Genomic DNA, 18,945 nt, shown 5'->3' with positions numbered 1-18,945 from the left:
AAACCACAGCTGAGGAATATGCCGTTCATTCCTTGCTTTGCTGGGGGCTCCTATGCTGCCGCGAGCAATTGTCGGGAGCGAAGCACCGATAAAGCGCCTTCGGCGAAATAATAGGCTTCCTCGATATGCGGCTGGCCGGACAGGATGAAGTGATCGAACCCGACCTCGTGATATTGCGCAATCAGCTCTGCCACCTGCTCGTGACTACCGACGATGGCCGTTCCCGCACCACCGCGAACCAACCCATAACCCGCCCAAAGGTGCGGATAGATTTCGAGGACGCGCGCGCTGCGAAGCGTAAAAGCCTGTTCGCTTTTGTCCTTATGGAGCGCGTTCATCCGCGTCTGGCCGACCGACTGGGTGCGCGCCAGAATAGCCTGCGCGCGCTGGATGCGTTCCGGTGAAAGCTTCGCCAGCAAGGCATCGGCTTCCGCCCAGGCCTGCGCCTCCGTATCGCGACTGATCACATGCAGGCGAATACCGAAGGACAATTTGCGCCCAAGCGCCGCCGCCTGCGCCTTGAGGGTTCGGATGCGTTCCGCCTCGAACTCTGGATTCTCGCCCCAGACCAGATAGGTATCCACATGCTGCGCCGCGACATCACGCGCGGCCTCGCTTGCGCCGCCGAAAAAGATCTTCGGCAGGCCATATCCGCCGAAGTCGATCTGCGCACCCTCGATGCGATAATGCTTGCCATCGAAATCGAAGCGCTTGTCTCCACCTGCCGGTAAGGCGACACCACGCAGAACTTCCAGAAACTCGCCCGTTCGTTCATAACGGGCATCGTGATCGAGATAATCACCGAACCGTCTCTGTTCGACCGGATCCCCGCCCGTCACCACGTTTAGCAACAGCCGTCCGCCGGAAATGCGCTGGAATGTCGCCGCCTGATGAGCGGCAAGCGTTGGCGAAATGAAGCCCGGACGAAAAGCGACGAGAAACTTCAAGCGGCTGGTCACGCGTGACAGCGCGGCTGTGGTTATCCATGCGTCTTCGCACCATGTGCCGGTCGGCGTCAGCACGGCTTCGAAGCCAAGAAGTTCCGCTGTTCTGGCAATCTGCTCCAGATAATCGATGGTCGGTTTGCGCCAGCTCAGACCTGATGGGCCATTGCCGAGATGTGAGTCGTCACCGGAGCCGACAATCTCACGGCTGTCGCCATTGGTCGGCAGATACCAGTGGACATGAATACCGCTCACTGCGCCGCCTCCGTAACAGGAGACGCCCATTGCGAGCGATCACGCGCCGCTGCACCCGGATGATCGTCACGCAGCAGACGGTGACCTTCGCCCTGAAAGCGCTCGCGGATTGTCAGCGGCTCATCAGTGCGCGCACGGATACGCCCGCGCTTGCGCAATTCCGGGACGACATGTTCGACAAAATCTTCAAAGGTGCCGGGGCTGATCACATAGGCCAGATTGAAACCGTCGATACCGCCCTCATCGGCAATACGTTCCAGTTCGTCGGCGACAGTCTGCGGCGAGCCAACCAGCTTGGGATGAATGCCGCCCACACCGATATATTCGGCAATGCCTTCCACCGTCCAGCGACGATCGGCATCGATGCTGGTGAGGCCCGCAAGCGCCGAACGCCCGGCATTGGTTTCGATATATTCCAGCGGATGGTCGAGCGGATACTGGCTCCAGTCCACACCGGTCCAGGCAGAGAAAAGCGCCAGCGCCGCTTCCACATTGGTATAGGACAGATAGTCCTTGTACTTTGCCTGTGCTTCTTCGTCGGTCGGCGCGGTGATCACGGTCACAGCCGTGATGAATTTGATGGCATCGGGCGAACGGCCAAGCGCGGCGGCCTGCGCGCGGATGGCATCCGTCGAGCGGCGGATGGCCGCCGTATTAGTACCGCCGAGGAACACCACCTCCGCATTGCTTGCCGCAAATTCGCGCCCACGCGGCGAAGTGCCTGCCTGAAACAGTAAGGGTGTCCGTTGCGGGCTTGGCTGCGAAAGATGAGCGCCCGGCACATTGAAATAGCGACCGTGGAAATTGATCGGGTGGACCTTGGAAGGGTCGGTATAAATCCCGTTTTCCCGATCGCGCACCACGGCGTCATCCTCCCACGAACCTTCCCAGAGACGGTAGGTCACGTCGAGAAATTCCTGCGCGCGATTATAGCGCTCGTCATGATCGATCTGGCGATCAAGCCCAAGGTTTTTGGCTGCTGACTCCAGAACCGACGTCACGATGTTCCACGCAATTCGCCCCTTGGTCAGATGGTCGAGCGTCGTGAATTTGCGCGCCAGCAGATAGGGCTGCTCATAGGTCGTCGAAACAGTAATGCCGAAGCCCAGATGACGGGTGGCCGCACCCATAGCGGAAACGAGCAGAAGCGGGTCGTTCACCGGCGACTGCGCGGCTGTGCGCAGCGATGAATCCGGCGTTCCGTTGAAAACATCCAGATGCCCAAGCGCATCGGCCAGAAAAAGGGCGTCGAAGCCACCTTCGTCCAGCGTTTTGGCAAGGTTCACCCAGTAGTCGATGCTGGTGTAATTGTGCGCCTTGTCCTGCGGATGCCGCCACAGGCCAGCCGAGACATGGCCAACGACATTCATGCCGAACCCGTTGAGAATGAATTGCTTTTTTGTACTCACGGCAGTGTTCCATTACGAATTATTCTATAATTTCCATATATTTAATTCGATGAATGGATACTGTCGTGCGCATTCCTGCCAAAAAAGAGACCCGCAGGAACATATTTTTCCTGCGGGTCTATACTTGATCCCAATACTTAAAAGCTGTCGGCTAGTGGATTGAAAAAGGTGCCGCTTCTTATACGGCCAAATGTCTGGTGGCTCTCAGCATCAGCGTCCAACCCCAGTCATTGGCTTCGAGCAGATCGCGAAGACGATGTCCCATCACCGGCGCGAGCGCATTGTTGAGTTTCTGCGATGTCAGGAAACGCCGATAACCGCGTTGCGCCATAGGCGTGATGGAGCGCAGCTGTTCTATCTTGAAAAAAGGCGACGCCAGCCCGGCCAGTTCTGTCCGGTCGACCCAACGGCGAACCTGTCCCGGACCGGGCGGCGCGACGCTGCAATGCTTTTGCAGCACGGGCCGGTTTTGCGTTGCGAGCAGCAACATGCCACCGGGCACTAGCAGATCGGCCAGCCGCTCCATGAATTGGGGCTGGTTCTCGACATGCGACAGCACTTCCAGACTGACAATCACGTCGAAGGATTGCGGCTCGAAGGACAGCGAGAAGAAATCACCCGACACGAATTTGATCTCAGGCCAGCGCGTCTGCGCCCGTTGCAAAACCTCGTCAGAAAGGTCGGTTCCCACCACATCGCCAAACCGGGCAAGCTCCGGACAGAGCCACCCCGCGCCGCAACCGACTTCGAGGATTTTCAACCCGCTTCTTCCGGTGCGCGCCAAGCTGTCGAGAACCATCTCGGCCTGCCGACGCGAGATTTCATGCAGCTCCTTTTCGCGGGTCTGCGCGTTCCAGTCATTCCAGAATTGGCGTTGCTGTTCAGCTTCTATCTTCATGCAGATAGAATGCACAAACAGAGCTACCGGGCATATCGCCGTATAAGGCGGAACCGCTACGCCTTTCGACGGAGCGACGGCCCCACCGTTACCTATAATTTCTTCGCGAGAATCTTGTCGATGCGCCGGCCGTCCATATCGACGATTTCAAAGCGCCAATCGTCATATTCGAAACTGTCGCCAACGGAAGGCAGATCGCCGAGCTGAAGCAGGGCAAAACCGGCAATCGTGTGATAGCCGCGATCTTCCGGCACTTCTGTAAATCCCAGACGATGGAAGGCCTCATGGGCCGACATCAAGCCGTCAATCAGAAGCGACCCGTCCGTGCGCGTCACGATATCCGGCTCTTCGTCGTCAATATCCGGAATGTCGCCAGCAATCACTTCAAGCAGGTCCGACTGGGTGACGATGCCTTCGAGGATGCCATATTCATCCACGACGACGACCAGCCGCACAGGACTTTTCTTGAAGATTTCAAGCACACGGAAAATCGGCGTCGCCTCATGCACCACGACGAGTTCCCGGATTGCCTTCAGCGGATTGACCGCATGGCCATCGAGCACCTGATCGAGCAGATCTTTCTTGAGAACCATGCCAATGGGTTCGTCGATGCTCTGATGCGCAACCAGCAATTGTTCATGGCGGCAGTCGCGGACAGTCTTGAGCATCTGCTCCTGCGTGTCGTCGGCGTCCACCCAGTCGATCTCACGCCGGGGCGTCATGATATCGCCCACGCGGCGGTCACCGATGGTCAGCGCACGCGCCACCACCTCGCGCTGCGTCATTTCAATCAGGCCAGCTTGCTGGCTAGCCGCGACGAGCAGCTTGATCTCTTCGGGAGAATGGGTCGATCCCTCTCCATTGCCCGGTTGCAAACCGCACAATCGCAGCACCAGATTTCCCAGCGCGTTGAGCGTGGAAATAGCGGGCCAGAAGATAAAGGTGAAAGCACCGAGCGCACGGACGACAAACAACGCCGTGCCCTCGCTGCGCTGCAAGGCGAGGCTTTTGGGCGCAAGTTCGCCCAACACAATATGCAGCGCCGTGATGATGATGAAGGCAATCGCAACCGCGATGGCATGCGACCCAAAACTCACCCATTCGGTCGGCAGCGCGCTCAAAGCGGGTTCGATGAGATGGGCAAGGGCCGGTTCACCGATCCAGCCAAGCGCAAGCGAGGAAATGGTGATACCGAGCTGTGTAGCCGCCAGGTTGGCATCGAGATGATCCACTGCGCGCTGAAGAGCAGTCGCGTTCGACCGCTTGGCGGCGACGAGTTCGGCCACCCGGCTTTTGCGGACCGCCACCAGTGAGAATTCAGCGGCAACGAAGAAGCCGTTGGCGGCCACCAGAAGAAGGACCGCCAGAATGCCAATAATATCCGCCCAATACATGCTCAATCCTTATCGCGGCGCCCTATCGCGGGTTGCGACTCTGTCATAATTGAAAACACTATGCCTTAGGCTTGGGCGACGCTCAAGAAATGCTCGAATTTTGCTGGCAAATCAATCAGGGCTTTAGTCGACCACCGTTACCATTGACGGTGCGTCACCGACCGTTCCGATAATACGCGCCGCCGAATAACCGGCGGAGCGGATTGTCGCGAGAATACGCTCCGCCGCATCCGGTGCACAGGAAACAAGCAGTCCGCCGGAGGTCTGTGGGTCGGTCAGCAATTGCTGTTTCCAGAGTGGAGCGTCAGCCGCAAGACGCACTTCGTCGCCATAGCTCGCCCAGTTGCGGGTCGAAGCGCCGGTGATAAAGCCCTCCTCTGCAAGGCGTGCAGCCTGACCCAAAAGCGGAAGTTCACTGTATCGAAGTGTGATGCCGACCTTCGATCCCCGCGCCATTTCAAGTGCGTGGCCGAGGATGCCGAAGCCTGTCACATCGGTGACCGCATGAACGGCCTCATCCTTGCCGAGTTCAGCGCCAACACGGTTCAGCAGAGTGACGGTGGCCATCATCTCCTCATAACCGGCACTGTCGAGCACCTGTTTCTTGAAAGCGGCGGAATAAATGCCGACGCCAAGCCCCTTGGTCAAAATGAGCACGTCGCCCGGTTTGGCTCCGCTGTTCTTGCGCAGATTGGAGAGCTTGCATGTGCCGATCACCGCCAGCCCGTAAATCGGTTCCGGCGCATCGATGGAATGGCCGCCTGCCACCGGAATACCGGCTTCGGCGCAAATGCTGGAACCGCCTTTCAGAATATCGCGGATCATTTCCGCAGGCATCTGGTTCACCGGCATGCCGAGGATCGCCAGCGCCATGATCGGCGTTCCGCCCATGGCGTATACATCGGAGATGGCATTGGTTGCGGCAATGCGCCCGAAATCGACGGGATCATCCACCATCGGCATGAAGAAATCCGTCGTGGCGATCACGCAGGTTTCATCGTCGAGCTGCCAGACCGCCGCATCATCGCCGGTTTCGGTACCGACAAGCAACTGCTTGAACGGCTGAATGGCGGGCTGATCGGCAAGCAGATTCTGCAACACGGCGGGCGCCAGCTTGCAGCCACAACCGCCGCCATGCGCCAGAGTGCTGAGACGGATGGGCGATGCGATATCCATAATTCCTCCTGAGCCGAAGGCGGTTCCTTCGTTGATCCAAACAGAAACCGCCCCGGCATGTTATTTCGTATCAGATCGAAATTTCGCGGGCCGTCATGCTGTAACGGAACGCGTCCGCGTCGAGACAATCGAGACGGGTGCTGGCGACTTCTGCTTGCGGATACATCAGGAAGCCAAGCTCCCCACCCTTCGCGGATGGCAGATCGACGTCACTGCCGTCATTGAAGGCGATCCAGTTGCCTTCCCATGCACCGAAGAGCTTCTGACGAACAGCAACGACACGCGGATCGTCTGCTGTCAGCCCGTCCTTTTCCTCTTCAAGCATGACCTTTCGGACATCGGCAGGATCAGTCGCCACCCAACCGACGCCGTCGAGATAGATTTCAGCACGGCAATGCTGCGACTTGGTGATGACCTCGTTTTTCGCGCCAAGGCTTTTGTAGCCGAACACGGATGGTGCCACCCGCACCCCATAGAGATCACGTGCAGGAATGCCGGCTGAGCGTACCAGCGCCACGAAAAGCGGGTTGAGATCAGCGCATTTGCCGCCAAGATCACCGCTCTTCAGCATGGCCACGATATCGCCATCACCGCAACCGCGCGTGGAGGCGCGTCGATAGGTGTTGGCGACAACCCAATCATAAATGCGGCGCGCCTTGTCCTGATCGCTCGCGGCATCGCCGACAATCTTGTCGGCGGTTTCCCGAACGATACCATCCACTGGAGCCAGCCGTGTTCCGGCAAGATACTTGGCGCGCTCTGTTTGCGTCAGCGGCGCTACCGCCGACGATGCTTCAAGCTTGCTTGCGCGGTCGCGGGTCGAAATGAGGCTGATGATTTCCGCAGACGGCGCTTCCTCGCCCGGCGCCCATTCGAGATAGAGAAGCCCTACCCCGCTATGCGGATCGCGATCCAGTTGGGCGACCTTGGCGTTGGTCGTCCAGCGATTGCCTTCCGGGCGGTTCCAGTCATCCGCCTGAAACCCGGCCAGTGGCACCCATGCCCGGATGACATCCTTGGACGCGGTCGGATTAACGACGGTCTTGATTTCGAAACTGCGCCAGTTCGACGGCTGCGGCGCGAAGGTGCCGTCAGCAGCGAAGGCAGGCGCCAAGGTTAAGCCCGGCATGGCGCTGAAGGCGGCGCAGGCCGCACCGGATTTCAGGAGTTCCCGACGATTCATGACGATCCCCTTAAATAGCCCCTGCTGGAGCCATGAGCTTTGTTTCTTGCGTTTGTGGGGAGAAAGCGCTGCTGTTGCGCCTGACCGGAACGGTCAGCGCAGGCCAATATTGATCCGTGATCAAGGCCCCGAAACTCGGGAGCAGCGAAAGAAGTCACACCGGTAGTCTGCCGCGTTTACAGAAGTCCGTCAATCAACGAACAAACAATACAAAGTGTTCGTGAAGATTACATTCATGTATTAATACCTGACTGCAACAGTCATGTTATTTATAAATGCACTTTGTTGTTACATTTTTCGACCTTCGCTTCGGTTGACAACTGCAATTTATTGCGTTGAACTAACGACTTGAAAGTCAAGCCTGCCCGGCAACGTGCCTGCGACTATATCCCGGCACGTCGGTTCTGATCATCAGGGAGGTATCGCGCTATGAATGTAGAGCTCTCACGCCGCCAGTTTCTGGGCGGAACGGGAGCGGTGGTAGCGGCTTCGGCGCTCGGTTCTTTCGGCTTTGGTGCGGTGGAAACCGCCTATGCCGAGTCCATTCGCCCCTTCAAGCTGGCCAATACGACCGAAACCCGGAATACCTGCCCCTATTGTTCGGTGGCCTGTGGCATCATCCTTTATTCCAAGGGCGATGTGCGCAAGGGCGAAAAAGCCGACCTGATCCATGTCGAAGGCGATACAGACCACCCGACCAATCGCGGCACACTGTGCCCGAAGGGTGCGGCTCTCAAGGATTTCGTCAAGGCGGAAACCCGCCTGCAATATCCGATGGTCCGTGAACCCGGCTCCGGCGCATTCAAGCGCATTTCATGGGACGACGCGCTGGATCGGATCGCGCGTCACCTCAAGGATGACCGCGACGCGAACTTCATCGCCAAGAACGATGCCGGCATTACCGTCAACCGCTGGACATCGACAGGATTCCTCGCCGCTTCTGCAACAACCAACGAAACAGCGTTTCTCACCTACAAGGTGGTGCGCAGTACCGGCATAGTCGCATTCGATAATCAGGCACGCGTCTGACACGGCCCGACGGTGGCGAGTCTCGCCCCATCATTTGGCCGTGGCGCAATGACCAACGCCTGGACCGACATCAAGAACACTGACCTCATCGTCGTCATGGGCGGCAATGCGGCGGAAGCGCATCCATGCGGCTTCAAATGGGTGACGGAGGCAAAGGCCAACCGTGGCGCCCGGCTGATCGTTGTCGATCCGCGTTTCACGCGCACGGCATCGGTAGCGGATTATTATTCGCCGATCCGTCAGGGTTCGGATATCGCCTTCCTGCTCGGCGTCATCAACTACTGCATCCAGAACGATCACGTGCAGTGGGAATATGTGAAGCACTTCACCAATGCCAGCTACATCGTCAAGGACGGCTTTGAATATAAGGACGGGCTGTTTACCGGCTATGACGAGGAAAAGCGCGATTATGATCGATCGAGCTGGGAATATGTGATCGGCGACGATGGCTATGCCGTCGTGGACGACACATTGCAGCATCCGCGTTGCGTGTGGAACCTGCTGAAACAGCACGCTTCCATCTACACACCGGAAATGGTCGAGCGCATCTGCGGCACGCCGAAGGAGAAATTCCTGAAAGTGGCCGAAATGATCGGCGAATGCTCGTCGCCCATCAAGACCATGACATCCATGTATGCGCTTGGCTGGACGCAACATTCCAAGGGTGCGCAGAACATTCGCGGCATGGCGATGCTTCAGTTGATCCTCGGCAATATCGGGGTGCGGGGCGGCGGCATGAATGCGCTGCGCGGCCACTCCAATATTCAGGGGCTGACCGATATCGGCCTGATGTCCAATCTTCTGCCGGGCTATATGAATATCCCGGTGGAGAAGGAGATTGACCTCGACACCTATATGTCGACGCGCAGCTTCAAGCCTTTGCGTCCGAACCAGACGAGCTACTGGCAGAACTACAAGAAGTTCTTCGTAAGCTTCCAGAAGTCCATGTGGGGCAACGCCGCCACCGTGGAAAACGACTTCGCCTATGACTGGCTGCCGAAGCTCGACGTGCCGAACTATGACGTATTGCGCATTTTCGACATGATGAACGATGGCAAGGTCAACGGCTATGTCTGCCAGGGCTTCAACCCGCTGATGGCGGTGCCAAACCGCAACAAGCTGACCGCAGCCCTGTCGAAGCTGAAATTCCTCGTCACGATGGACCCGCTCGAAACGGAAACATCGCGCTTCTGGGAAAATCACGGCGAATATAACGACGTCGACACGGCGTCGATAAAAACGGAAGTGTTCCAGCTTCCATCCACCTGCTTTGCAGAGGATGAAGGCTCGCTAACCAATTCCGGCCGTTGGCTGCAATGGCACTGGCCGGGAGCAACACCGCCCGGCGAGGCGAAGACCGACAACTGGATCATGGCGCAGATCTACATGCGGCTGAAGGCGCTTTACAGCAAGGAAGGCGGCCCGTTCCCTGATCCAATTCTCAATCTGGTCTGGGATTACAAGGACCCGGATGAACCGACCGCCGAAGAACTGGCACAGGAGCTGAACGGTCGTGCGCTGACCACGCTGATGGACCCGACAGACCCGAGCAAAGTGGTTCTGGAGGCTGGGAAACTGCTGCCCGGTTTTGCCGCGCTGCGCGATGACGGTTCCACATCGTCGGGCTGCTGGGTTTATTCCGGCTGTTTCACCGAGGCAGGCAACAACATGGCCCGTCGCGACAATCACGATCCCGACGAGACCGGAGCCTATCTCAACTGGTCCTGGGCATGGCCCGCCAACCGGCGCATCCTCTATAACCGCGCTTCCGCCGATCTTGACGGCAAGGCGTGGGATCCGAGCCGCAAGCTCATCGAATGGGATGGGACCAAGTGGACAGGCTATGACGTGCCGGACATCGCGCCGACCGCCAAGCCGCATGAAGTCGGGCCGTTCATCATGAATGCGGAAGGCACATCGCGTCTGTTCTGCCGTGGCATGATGCGCGACGGTCCGTTCCCCGCCCATTACGAGCCGTTTGAGTCACCGCTGGCCAATGTGGTTGCGCCGAATATCCGGGGTAATCCGGTGGCCCGCGTCTTCAACAACGACTTCAAACAGTTCGCCGATACGGCATCCGAGGAGTTCCCTTATGCGGCAACCTCCTATCGCCTGACCGAACACTTCCACTACTGGACCAAACACGTGCATGTGAATGCCGTGCTGCAGCCGGAATTTTTCGTGGAAATTTCGGAAGAGCTGGCAAAGGAAAAGGGCATCGCCAAGGGCGACTGGGTGCGCGTCTGGTCGAAGCGCGGCTCGGTCAAGGCCAAGGCCGTGGTGACCAAACGCATCAAGCCGCTGATCTGCGACGGCAAGACGGTGCATGTGGTCGGCATTCCGCTGCATTGGGGCTTCATGGGCGCTGCCCGCAAGGGCTTCGGTCCGAATTCGCTGACCCCGTTTGTCGGCGACGCAAACATCGAGACGCCGGAATTCAAGGCGTTTCTGGTCAATATCGAACGCAGCAGCGCGCCTGTTGCTTAGAAGGGATTGAAGAATGTTTCCACCCGTTCCCAATCCCAGTGTTCAGTCACAGGCTCCGCGCTTCGGTGACAGTGACCTGATGCGGCGGTCGGCGTCATCCGTGACACCGCCCGCCGAACGCCAGACCGAAGTGGCCAAGCTGATCGACGTGTCGAAATGCATTGGCTGCAAGGCGTGCCAATCGGCCTGTGCCGAGTGGAACGATACGCATGAGGAAGTCGGCATCAATGTGGGTGTCTATGACAACCCGCACGATCTGACGCCCAATACCTTCACGCTGATGCGCTATACCGAGTGGGATAATCCCGATACCGGCAATCTGGAATGGCTCATCCGCAAGGATGGCTGCATGCATTGCGAGGACCCTGGCTGTCTCAAGGCCTGTCCGGCCCCCGGCGCAATCGTGCAATATTCCAACGGCATCGTCGATTTCATCCACGATAACTGCATTGGCTGCGGCTATTGCATCAAAGGCTGTCCGTTCAACATCCCGCGTGTCTCGGAAGTGACCCACAAGGCCTATAAATGCACGCTGTGCTCCGACCGAATTGCGGTTGGACAAGGCCCGGCCTGCGCAAAAGCATGCCCTACCCAGGCCATCGTCTATGGAACCAAGGACGAAATGAAGGAATGGGCCGATGGACGCATTAAGGATCTGAAATCCCGTGGGTTTGAAAACGCTGGGCTTTATGATCCGCCGGGAGTCGGCGGCACACACGTCATGTATGTGCTGCACCACGCCGACAAACCGGAAATTTATGCCAACCTACCGAACAATCCGCGCATCAGCCCGGTTGTCGAGGTCTGGAAAGGCGTCTCCAAATATGCGGGCATGGCGGTCATGGGACTGGCCGCAGCCGCTGGCTTCCTGCACTATATCATCAAAGGTCCAAACGTTGTGACCGAGCATGACGAGGAAGAGGCCGAGAAGCTCACGGGAGAAAAAAGCTCATGAGCAAGACCGACTTTGACGATGTATCCGCCAGCGACGACATAGAACCGGGCAAGCCGGTGCGCGTGCACCGCTATTCCGGCAGCGCACGCATCAATCACTGGATTACCGCCTTCAGCCTTGTGTTGCTGGCGCTGTCTGGACTTGCCATGTTCCACCCCTGGCTGTTTTTCCTGTCCGGTCTTTTTGGCGGCGGCCAGTGGACACGCGCTATCCATCCGTGGATCGGCGTGGTGCTGTTCTTCAGCTTCTTTGGCCTTTTCGTGCGTTTCTGGAGCGCCAATCTTTGGAAGCGTGAAGACACGCGCTGGCTCGGCCAGGTGAATGACGTCATTGCGGGCGATGAGGAAAAGCTGCCCGAAGTCGGCAAATATAATGCCGGGCAGAAGCTGGTTTTCTGGTCGATGTCGCTGCTGATCATCATCCTGATCGTTTCGGGTCTCGCCATCTGGAACGAATATTTCGGCTCCATCGTCAGCATCAACCAGCAGCGCTGGGCGCTGCTCGTCCACTCGATGGCCGCTGTCGTCGCCATCTGCGTCTGGATCGTCCATGTCTACGCTGCAATCTGGATCAGAGGCACATTCAGCGCCATGACGCGCGGCACGGTGACCGGTGGCTGGGCATGGCGCCACCATCGCAAATGGCTGCGCGAGCTGAACGCCAAGCGAAAGGCCAAGCCGACAAGCGGCAAACCGGCTGCATAATTTTATGGATCGCCGGGTTGAAAAATCCGGAGACCGACCAAGAATAAATATTGTTGCACTGGTCCACGTGGCCCGGCGGGTTCGTGAGGGAGTAGAATGGCAGGTAAGATAGATCTGGCGCCGGATCCAACGGCGATTGGCGAGGTATCATCTCCACCCTTTGTGCGATTGCCCGATCCCGACGACCTGTTTGCCCGGAGAGCCGCGCGCCTGCGGCTGCTGGGGTCGGTGAGCCCGCTCAAACCCTATCTCGAATTTGTCGCCGATCTAAGCGATGCGCAAGCAGCCGTCCAGAAAGAGCTTGGTCCGGTCTCGCCCTCGGACATCACCCAGAAGCCCGAAATGCCCTGCATTGACCGCGATGTGGCTGCGTCAGAAAGCGCCCTGAATTCAATCTTCGACAAGTTGTTTGACCGCGCACGCAATATCGCCAAACCGCAGGATGCCGCCGACGCTTTGGAGCGGATGATCGCCGCCAGCACAGCGGAACGCCGCCGCATGATCGATGCGGTCTTCACTGGCATGCTGCCGCCGGATGCAATTGCCGAACATATCTATATCTGGGCCGGTCTCCAGTTGCATTTCACGCGGCTGGCATCCGCGCTTAATCCAAAAGCCGTGAACCCTGTTGCAGACGGCGTCTGCCCCGCTTGCGGCAGCATGCCGTCGAGTTCAGTCGTCGTTGGCTGGAAAGGTGCGCATGGCGCGCGCTTTTGTTCCTGCTCGGTCTGCAACACGCTCTGGCACTATGTCCGTATCAAGTGCACCTGCTGCGGCTCAACCAAGGGGGTCGGCTATAAGGAAGTCGAAGACGGCCGCGGCGTCATCAAGGCGGAAACCTGCGACGAATGCGGAAGCTGGACCAAGATCATCTACCAGCAGCAGTCCACCGACGCTGACCCGATGACCGACGATGTGGCAAGCCTTGGCCTTGATATGCTGATGCGCGAAACGCCCTATCGGCGCGGCGGCTTTGCTGCCCTGCTTGCAGGATTGTGAGGCACCATGGATCAGACCCGGTCTCACCTGCGGCAATTGCCCTCCGTCGATACGCTTTTGCAAATGCCGGAACTTGGTTCCGCGCTCGAACGCTTCGGTCGCCCGGCATTGACAGAAGCCATTCGCACGATCCTGACCGACATGCGTGAAGCCGTGAAATCCGGCGCTGCACCGTCCAACAGCGTAGAGATTACAGGGCGGGCCATCGATCTGCTTGAAGCTTCCGGGCAATCGAGCCTGCGCCCGCTATTCAATCTGACGGGAACGGTTCTGCACACCAATCTCGGACGTGCCATTCTGGCTGAAGCGGCAATCGAGGCTGCGACGGCAGCCATGCGCGAAGCCGTTTCGCTGGAGTTTGATCTTTCAACCGGCGCGCGCGGCGAACGCGACGATCATCTGCGCGCACTCGTCTGCGAACTGACCGGCGCGGAAGACGCAACCGTCGTCAACAATAATGCTGCCGCCGTGCTGCTGGTGCTGAACAGCCTTGCGGCAGGCAAGGAGTCAGTCGTTTCACGTGGCGAACTGATCGAAATCGGCGGCGCGTTCCGCATGCCGGATATCATGACCCGCGCCGGCACCAGACTGGTGGAGATTGGCACCACCAATCGCACCCATCCGCGCGATTATGAAGGCGCTATCGGGCCGGATACCGGGCTTATATTGAAGGTCCACACTTCCAATTATCGCATCGAAGGATTCACACGTGAGGTATCGGCGACGGAGCTTGCTGCAATCGCCAAGACGCGCGGTGTGCCGCTGGTCAACGACCTTGGGTCCGGCACACTCGCCGATCTGACCGCATTTGGCCTGGCGCATGAGCCAACCGTGCGCGAAGCCGTTGCCGAAGGGGCCGATGTCATCACCTTCTCCGGCGACAAGCTGCTCGGCGGACCGCAAGCCGGGTTCATCGTCGGGCGGCGCGATCTGATCGCCCGCATCAACAAAAACCCGATGAAGCGCGCCCTTCGCGTGGACAAGATCAGGCTCGCTGCGCTGGAAGCAACGCTGAAGCTCTATCGCAACCCCGAAAGACTGGCCGAAAAACTGCCTACGCTCCGCTATCTGGCGCGACCGAAAAGCGACATCGCCATTCAAGCCACCCGATTGCAGCCGGAACTGCAATCAGTGCTCGGCGCCGACTTTGATGTGACCGTCACCGATTGCGCCAGCCAGATCGGCTCCGGTGCCTTGCCATTATCGACCGTTCCGAGCGCCGGATTGTCCATCGTACCGAAAGACGGCAGCGGCTCCGCGCTCACCGCTTTGGCCACCGCGCTGCGACAATTGCCGCTGCCGGTGATCGGTCGCATTGAAAAAGGCGCGTTCATTCTCGATCTGCGCTGCCTCGATGATGAGACGCGCTTTGTCAGGAATCTGGCTTCCTATGCGGCTCACTGATCTTTTCTCCCGCAAGCCGAAACAGGACAGTGACGCGCAGTTACTGGAACAGGCGCTTGTCGCGGCAAAATCGGGAGATTATGGCACGGCGCTGTCAATATGGGAGCCGCTTGCACGCAAGGGTAATGCGCGCGCCCAGAACAATATCGGCGCTTGCTTTGCCGGTGGCATGGGCGTCGAAAGGAACATTGACCTCGCCCATCAATGGCTGGCCTTGTCGGCTAAGGCTGGCGACGCCTCCGGCCAGCGCAATCTCGCCTCACTTCTCTTCAAGGGCGAGGACATTGACCCCGATTTTCCGGAAGCGGCAAGGCTTTATCGTCTGGCTGCCGAACAGGGCGACCCACAAGCGCAGGACATGTTGAGCTGGATGCTGCTGGAAGGCGACACCGTTGCTGCCGACCCGGTGGAAGCACGCGAATGGGCTCAGAAGGCAGCCGAGGGTGGCGTTGCCGCCGCCATGACGCGGCTTGGTATGATCTATCATAACGCGGTTGGTGTGCCGCGCGATCCAGCACAGGCCGTGTTCTGGTGGCGGAAGGCGGCAGACGCTGGTGATGCCGATGGCGAGGCAATGCTCGGCGCAGCATTGCATCTCGGCATGGGTGTGGAGCGCGATGCTTTATCGGCTTATGAACATCTGCTGCGCGCGCAATCAGAAGGCAGTTCCCTTGCCGACTCGTTTGTGCAGGCTGCACGCGACCAACTCGATGACGACGCACGCCGGATAGCGGAAGCGCGCGGCACAGAGAGACACCGCCCATGATTATCGGCACGGCGGGACATATCGATCACGGCAAGACGTCCCTCGTCCGCGCGCTGACGCAAGTCGACACCGACCGGCTCAAGGAGGAAAAAACACGCGGCATTTCCATCGATCTTGGCTTTGCCTATCTGCCCCTGACAGGCAACGAACAGGAAATCCTCGGCTTCGTCGATGTGCCGGGGCACGAAAAATTCGTGCATACCATGCTGGCAGGCGCGGCCAGCATCGACTTCGTTCTGCTGGTGGTCGCCGCCGACGATGGCATCATGCCGCAAACACGCGAACATCTGGCCATAGTCAATCTGCTCGGGATCGAACGCGGCATCGTCGTGGTCACCAAAAGCGATCTCGTCGACGCCGCGCGTCTGGCCGAGGTGGATACGGATATCCGCAATGCACTGGCCTCAACCGTGCTTGCCGATGTGGCGATACTGCCGGTGTCCACCATCACTGGCGTAGGGCTGGACCAGCTTAAAGCGGCCCTCGAAAGCGAGGCTCACAATTTCCCGCATCGCCGCGCCGATGGACGCTTTCGCCTCGCCGTGGACCGCTCTTTCACCATTCAGGGCGCGGGGACCGTGGTGACTGGCACGGTCCTGTCCGGCACTGTCAGAATTGGCGATCAACTAACCATCAGCCCTTCGGGCAAGCAGGTGCGCGTGCGTACGGTCCATGCGCAGAACCGGCCAAGCGAAACTGCACAAGCAGGCGACCGTTGTGCGCTCAATCTGGCAGGCGACGGCATTTCCAAGGAAGCTGTCAGCCGCGGCGACATGGTGTTGTCGCCCGAACTGCACATGCCGACAGACCGTATCGACGCCTCTCTTTCAATCCTGCCGTCGGAACGCAAGCCGATAGACCAGTGGTTTCCGGTGCGGCTGCACCACGCATCGGCGGAAATGGGTGCGCGCATCGTGCTGTTGCAGGACAATGACCTCGCGCCGGGCACTCAAGCGCGCGTGCAACTGGTGCTGGATCGCCCGATTGCAGCTGCGTCAGGTGATCGTTTTGTCATTCGCGATGTTTCCGCACAGCGAACAATCGGCGGCGGTCGATTTCTCGACCTGCGCCCGCCGCAGCGCAAGCGCCGCAGCCCCGAGCGGATGGCACAACTCGACGCTCATGCCATTAATGATCCGGTAGAAGCGGCACGGGCACTGCTGTCCGTCGACCCGTTTTATCTGGATGCAACGGCGTTCCTGCGCGACCGGGCTTTGCCCGATGAGCCGCACTCTCTGGCACAGGCACTCAATGCGACGGTTCTGCCGCAGGGCCAATCCCAATTGCTGCTTTTGCCGGAACACTGGGATGCGTTGCAGAGTGCCATTCTTGAGCGGCTTGGCAATTTCCATGACGAAAACCCGGACCTGATCGGCATGGGGGTAGAAAGGCTGCGCCTGCTTATAAAGCCGCGCCTGCCTGCAAGCGCTTTCCGGGCTGCGATAGCCGCACTGACGGATGCGCAACTGGTGAAGCTTGATGGCGCTTGGCTTCGTCTCAGCGATCATGAAGTGACCTTGAGCGATGCCGACACGGCGCTATGGGAGCGGATTGCGCCGATGCTCGGCGGCGAAGCGCGCTTTCGCCCGCCGCGCGTGCGCGACATTGCCGGTTTGCTTGATGAAAAGGAGGAAGAAATCCGGCGTATTCTCAAGCTCGGCGGCCGGATGGGACGTGTGCATGAAGTTGCAAACGATCACTTTTTTCAGCGAAGCACGATTGCCGAGATGATCGCGATACTTTCGGTGATGGATGCGGAGTTCGACAGCGGCTGGTTCATCGCAGCGCGCTTTCGCGACCGTGTGGATAGCGGTCGCAAGGTGGCCATCCAGATTCTTGAATTTTTTGATCGAAACAGCGTCACGATCCGACGCGGAGATTTGCGTCGGCTAAACCGGCGCAAGCTGGACTTGTTCGGCGATTTCACGCAGAGTGAACCAGCTGCAAGTACGCGCTAAATAGTGGAAGAGACGCGTCCCTGGTGGGGCGTCCGGACTTCAAATCCGGGAGGGGCCGATAGACGGTCTTTGGTGGGTTCGACTCCCATTCTCTTCCGCCAGGAACCCCATTGGGTCTACCAATCTGCACACATCTCCAGCAAAGCTGCTTCACAACCTCGCTGGAGATGCAGAAGTTAGATCAGACGCGCTCAAGCGCGATGGCAATGCCCTGTCCGACGCCGATGCACATGGTGGCAAGCGCATATTTGCCGCCATTCAACGACAGTTCCAGCGCCGCCGTGCCAGCAATGCGCGCACCCGACATACCGAGCGGATGGCCGAGCGCAATCGCGCCGCCATTCGGATTGACGCGACTGTCGTCATCGGCAATGCCCAGCTCACGCAACACGGCAAGGCCCTGCGAAGCGAAAGCTTCGTTCAGCTCGATCACGTCGAAAGCATCAGGCGCAACGCCGATGCGGGCGCTGAGCTTTTTCGTTGCCGGTGCCGGGCCAATACCCATGATACGCGGCGGCACGCCAGCCGTCGCACCACCCACAACGCGGGCGATCGGCGTAAGGCCATATTTCTTCACCGCCGCTTCCGAAGCAACGATCAGCGCGGCAGCGCCGTCATTGACGCCCGATGCATTGCCCGCAGTGACCGTGCCGCCTTCGCGAAAAGGGGTTGGCAGCTTGGCCAGCGCTTCGATGCTGGTGGCACGCGGATGCTCGTCCTTGTCCACGACGATCGGATCGCCCTTGCGCTGCGGAATGGTAACCGCCACGATTTCCTTGGCCAGACGTCCGTTGGCCTGCGCCTCAGCGGCCTTGTTCTGGCTGCGAACGGCGAAGGCATCCTGATCGGCGCGCGAGACCTTATAGTCTTCGGCAACGTTCTCGCCGGTTTCCGGCATGGAATCGACGCCATACTGCTTCTTCATCAGCGGATTGACGAAGCGCCAGCCGATGGTGGTATCGAAGATTTCGGCCTTGCGCGAAAAGGCGCTGTCAGCCTTCGGCATGACGAAAGGCGCACGGCTCATGCTTTCCACGCCACCCGCAATCATCAGTTCCGCTTCGCCTGCCTTGATCGCGCGTGCAGCGGCGATAACCGCATCCATGCCCGAACCACAGAGACGGTTGATGGTGGTGCCAGAAACGCTGACCGGCAGACCAGCCAGCAGCAGCGACATGCGCGCGACATTGCGGTTGTCTTCGCCTGCCTGATTGGCCGAACCGAAGATGACGTCATCGACGGCTTCCCAATCGACGGAAGCGTTGCGCTCCATCAGAGCCTTGAGTGGCACAGCGCCAAGATCATCGGCGCGGACTGCGGAAAGCGCGCCGCCATAACGACCGATGGGTGTACGGATATAATCGCAAATATAGGCTTCGGTCAT

General features: G+C 59.0%; 14 protein-coding genes and 1 tRNA gene. 8 read left to right on the top strand and 7 right to left on the bottom strand.

Translation table 11 applies throughout. The annotated features are described in order from the left end of the window. Positions 1 to 50 precede the first annotated feature (50 nt). The 6 genes from QBD01_RS15240 to QBD01_RS15215 form a co-directional block, all read right to left on the bottom strand. Positions 51 to 1,199: an LLM class flavin-dependent oxidoreductase gene (locus QBD01_RS15240; protein WP_280993491.1), complete on the bottom strand. Its 1,149-nt coding sequence runs from the start codon at positions 1,197 to 1,199 to the stop codon at positions 51 to 53. Beyond that, entirely contained in the window at positions 1,196 to 2,569 is a 1,374-nt protein-coding gene (locus QBD01_RS15235; protein ID WP_280993583.1) for an LLM class flavin-dependent oxidoreductase, read from the bottom strand. Before QBD01_RS15235 ends, QBD01_RS15240 begins: the two co-directional genes overlap by 4 nt. A 217-nt stretch (positions 2,570 to 2,786) precedes the next feature. Next, positions 2,787 to 3,506, bottom strand: coding sequence for a class I SAM-dependent methyltransferase (locus QBD01_RS15230; RefSeq protein WP_182521216.1), 720 nt, complete (start codon positions 3,504 to 3,506; stop codon positions 2,787 to 2,789). 92 nt (positions 3,507 to 3,598) lie between these two features. Further along, complete coding sequence (locus tag QBD01_RS15225) at positions 3,599 to 4,900, bottom strand: hemolysin family protein (RefSeq protein WP_280993490.1); 1,302 nt, start codon at positions 4,898 to 4,900, stop codon at positions 3,599 to 3,601. Positions 4,901 to 5,023: 123 nt separating this feature from the next. Further along, the gene (selD, locus tag QBD01_RS15220; protein ID WP_280993489.1) at positions 5,024 to 6,076 is read right to left on the bottom strand and encodes a selenide, water dikinase SelD; all 1,053 of its coding nucleotides are present in this window, start codon (positions 6,074 to 6,076) and stop codon (positions 5,024 to 5,026) included. 70 nt (positions 6,077 to 6,146) lie between these two features. Further along, on the bottom strand, positions 6,147 to 7,259 hold the full coding sequence (locus tag QBD01_RS15215) for a transglutaminase domain-containing protein (RefSeq protein WP_280993488.1): 1,113 nt from the start codon (positions 7,257 to 7,259) through the stop codon (positions 6,147 to 6,149). A gap of 429 nt (positions 7,260 to 7,688) precedes the next feature. On the opposite strand from QBD01_RS15215, the gene fdnG reads away from it, so the two are divergent. The 8 genes from fdnG to QBD01_RS15175 all read left to right on the top strand — a co-directional run bounded on the left by fdnG (position 7,689) and on the right by QBD01_RS15175 (position 17,662). Beyond that, positions 7,689 to 10,775 carry a formate dehydrogenase-N subunit alpha gene (gene fdnG / locus QBD01_RS15210; RefSeq protein WP_280993487.1) on the top strand — a complete coding sequence of 1,029 codons (3,087 nt, stop codon included), beginning with the start codon at positions 7,689 to 7,691 and terminating at the stop codon, positions 10,773 to 10,775. Positions 10,776 to 10,788: 13 nt separating this feature from the next. Beyond that, positions 10,789 to 11,730 carry a formate dehydrogenase subunit beta gene (fdxH, locus tag QBD01_RS15205; protein ID WP_280993486.1) on the top strand — a complete coding sequence of 314 codons (942 nt, stop codon included), beginning with the start codon at positions 10,789 to 10,791 and terminating at the stop codon, positions 11,728 to 11,730. After that, entirely contained in the window at positions 11,727 to 12,434 is a 708-nt protein-coding gene (locus QBD01_RS15200; protein ID WP_280993485.1) for a formate dehydrogenase subunit gamma, read from the top strand. The genes fdxH and QBD01_RS15200 overlap by 4 nt, the downstream gene beginning before the upstream one ends. A gap of 96 nt (positions 12,435 to 12,530) precedes the next feature. Further along, the gene (gene fdhE, locus QBD01_RS15195) at positions 12,531 to 13,433 is read left to right on the top strand and encodes a formate dehydrogenase accessory protein FdhE (protein WP_280993484.1); all 903 of its coding nucleotides are present in this window, start codon (positions 12,531 to 12,533) and stop codon (positions 13,431 to 13,433) included. A 6-nt stretch (positions 13,434 to 13,439) separates the two neighbouring features. Continuing rightward, positions 13,440 to 14,837 carry an L-seryl-tRNA(Sec) selenium transferase gene (selA, locus tag QBD01_RS15190; protein WP_280993483.1) on the top strand — a complete coding sequence of 466 codons (1,398 nt, stop codon included), beginning with the start codon at positions 13,440 to 13,442 and terminating at the stop codon, positions 14,835 to 14,837. Beyond that, positions 14,824 to 15,603 carry a tetratricopeptide repeat protein gene (locus tag QBD01_RS15185; RefSeq protein ID WP_280993482.1) on the top strand — a complete coding sequence of 260 codons (780 nt, stop codon included), beginning with the start codon at positions 14,824 to 14,826 and terminating at the stop codon, positions 15,601 to 15,603. The genes selA and QBD01_RS15185 overlap by 14 nt, the downstream gene beginning before the upstream one ends. Beyond that, a complete protein-coding gene (gene selB, locus QBD01_RS15180; RefSeq protein WP_280993481.1) occupies positions 15,600 to 17,561 on the top strand; it encodes a selenocysteine-specific translation elongation factor in 1,962 nt (653 codons plus the stop codon). Before QBD01_RS15185 ends, selB begins: the two co-directional genes overlap by 4 nt. A 5-nt stretch (positions 17,562 to 17,566) precedes the next feature. Further along, a tRNA-Sec gene (locus QBD01_RS15175) sits at positions 17,567 to 17,662 on the top strand. 80 nt (positions 17,663 to 17,742) lie between these two features. Here QBD01_RS15175 and pcaF read toward each other — a convergent pair. Beyond that, positions 17,743 to 18,945 (bottom strand): 3-oxoadipyl-CoA thiolase, encoded by a 1,203-nt coding sequence (gene pcaF / locus QBD01_RS15170; RefSeq protein WP_280993480.1) that lies wholly within the window; start codon positions 18,943 to 18,945, stop codon positions 17,743 to 17,745.

Origin of the sequence: Ochrobactrum sp. 19YEA23, from assembly GCF_029909865.1 — a bacterium.
Classification (GTDB): domain Bacteria; phylum Pseudomonadota; class Alphaproteobacteria; order Rhizobiales; family Rhizobiaceae; genus Brucella; species Brucella gambitense.
This window is presented reverse-complemented; position numbering and strand designations above follow the sequence as displayed.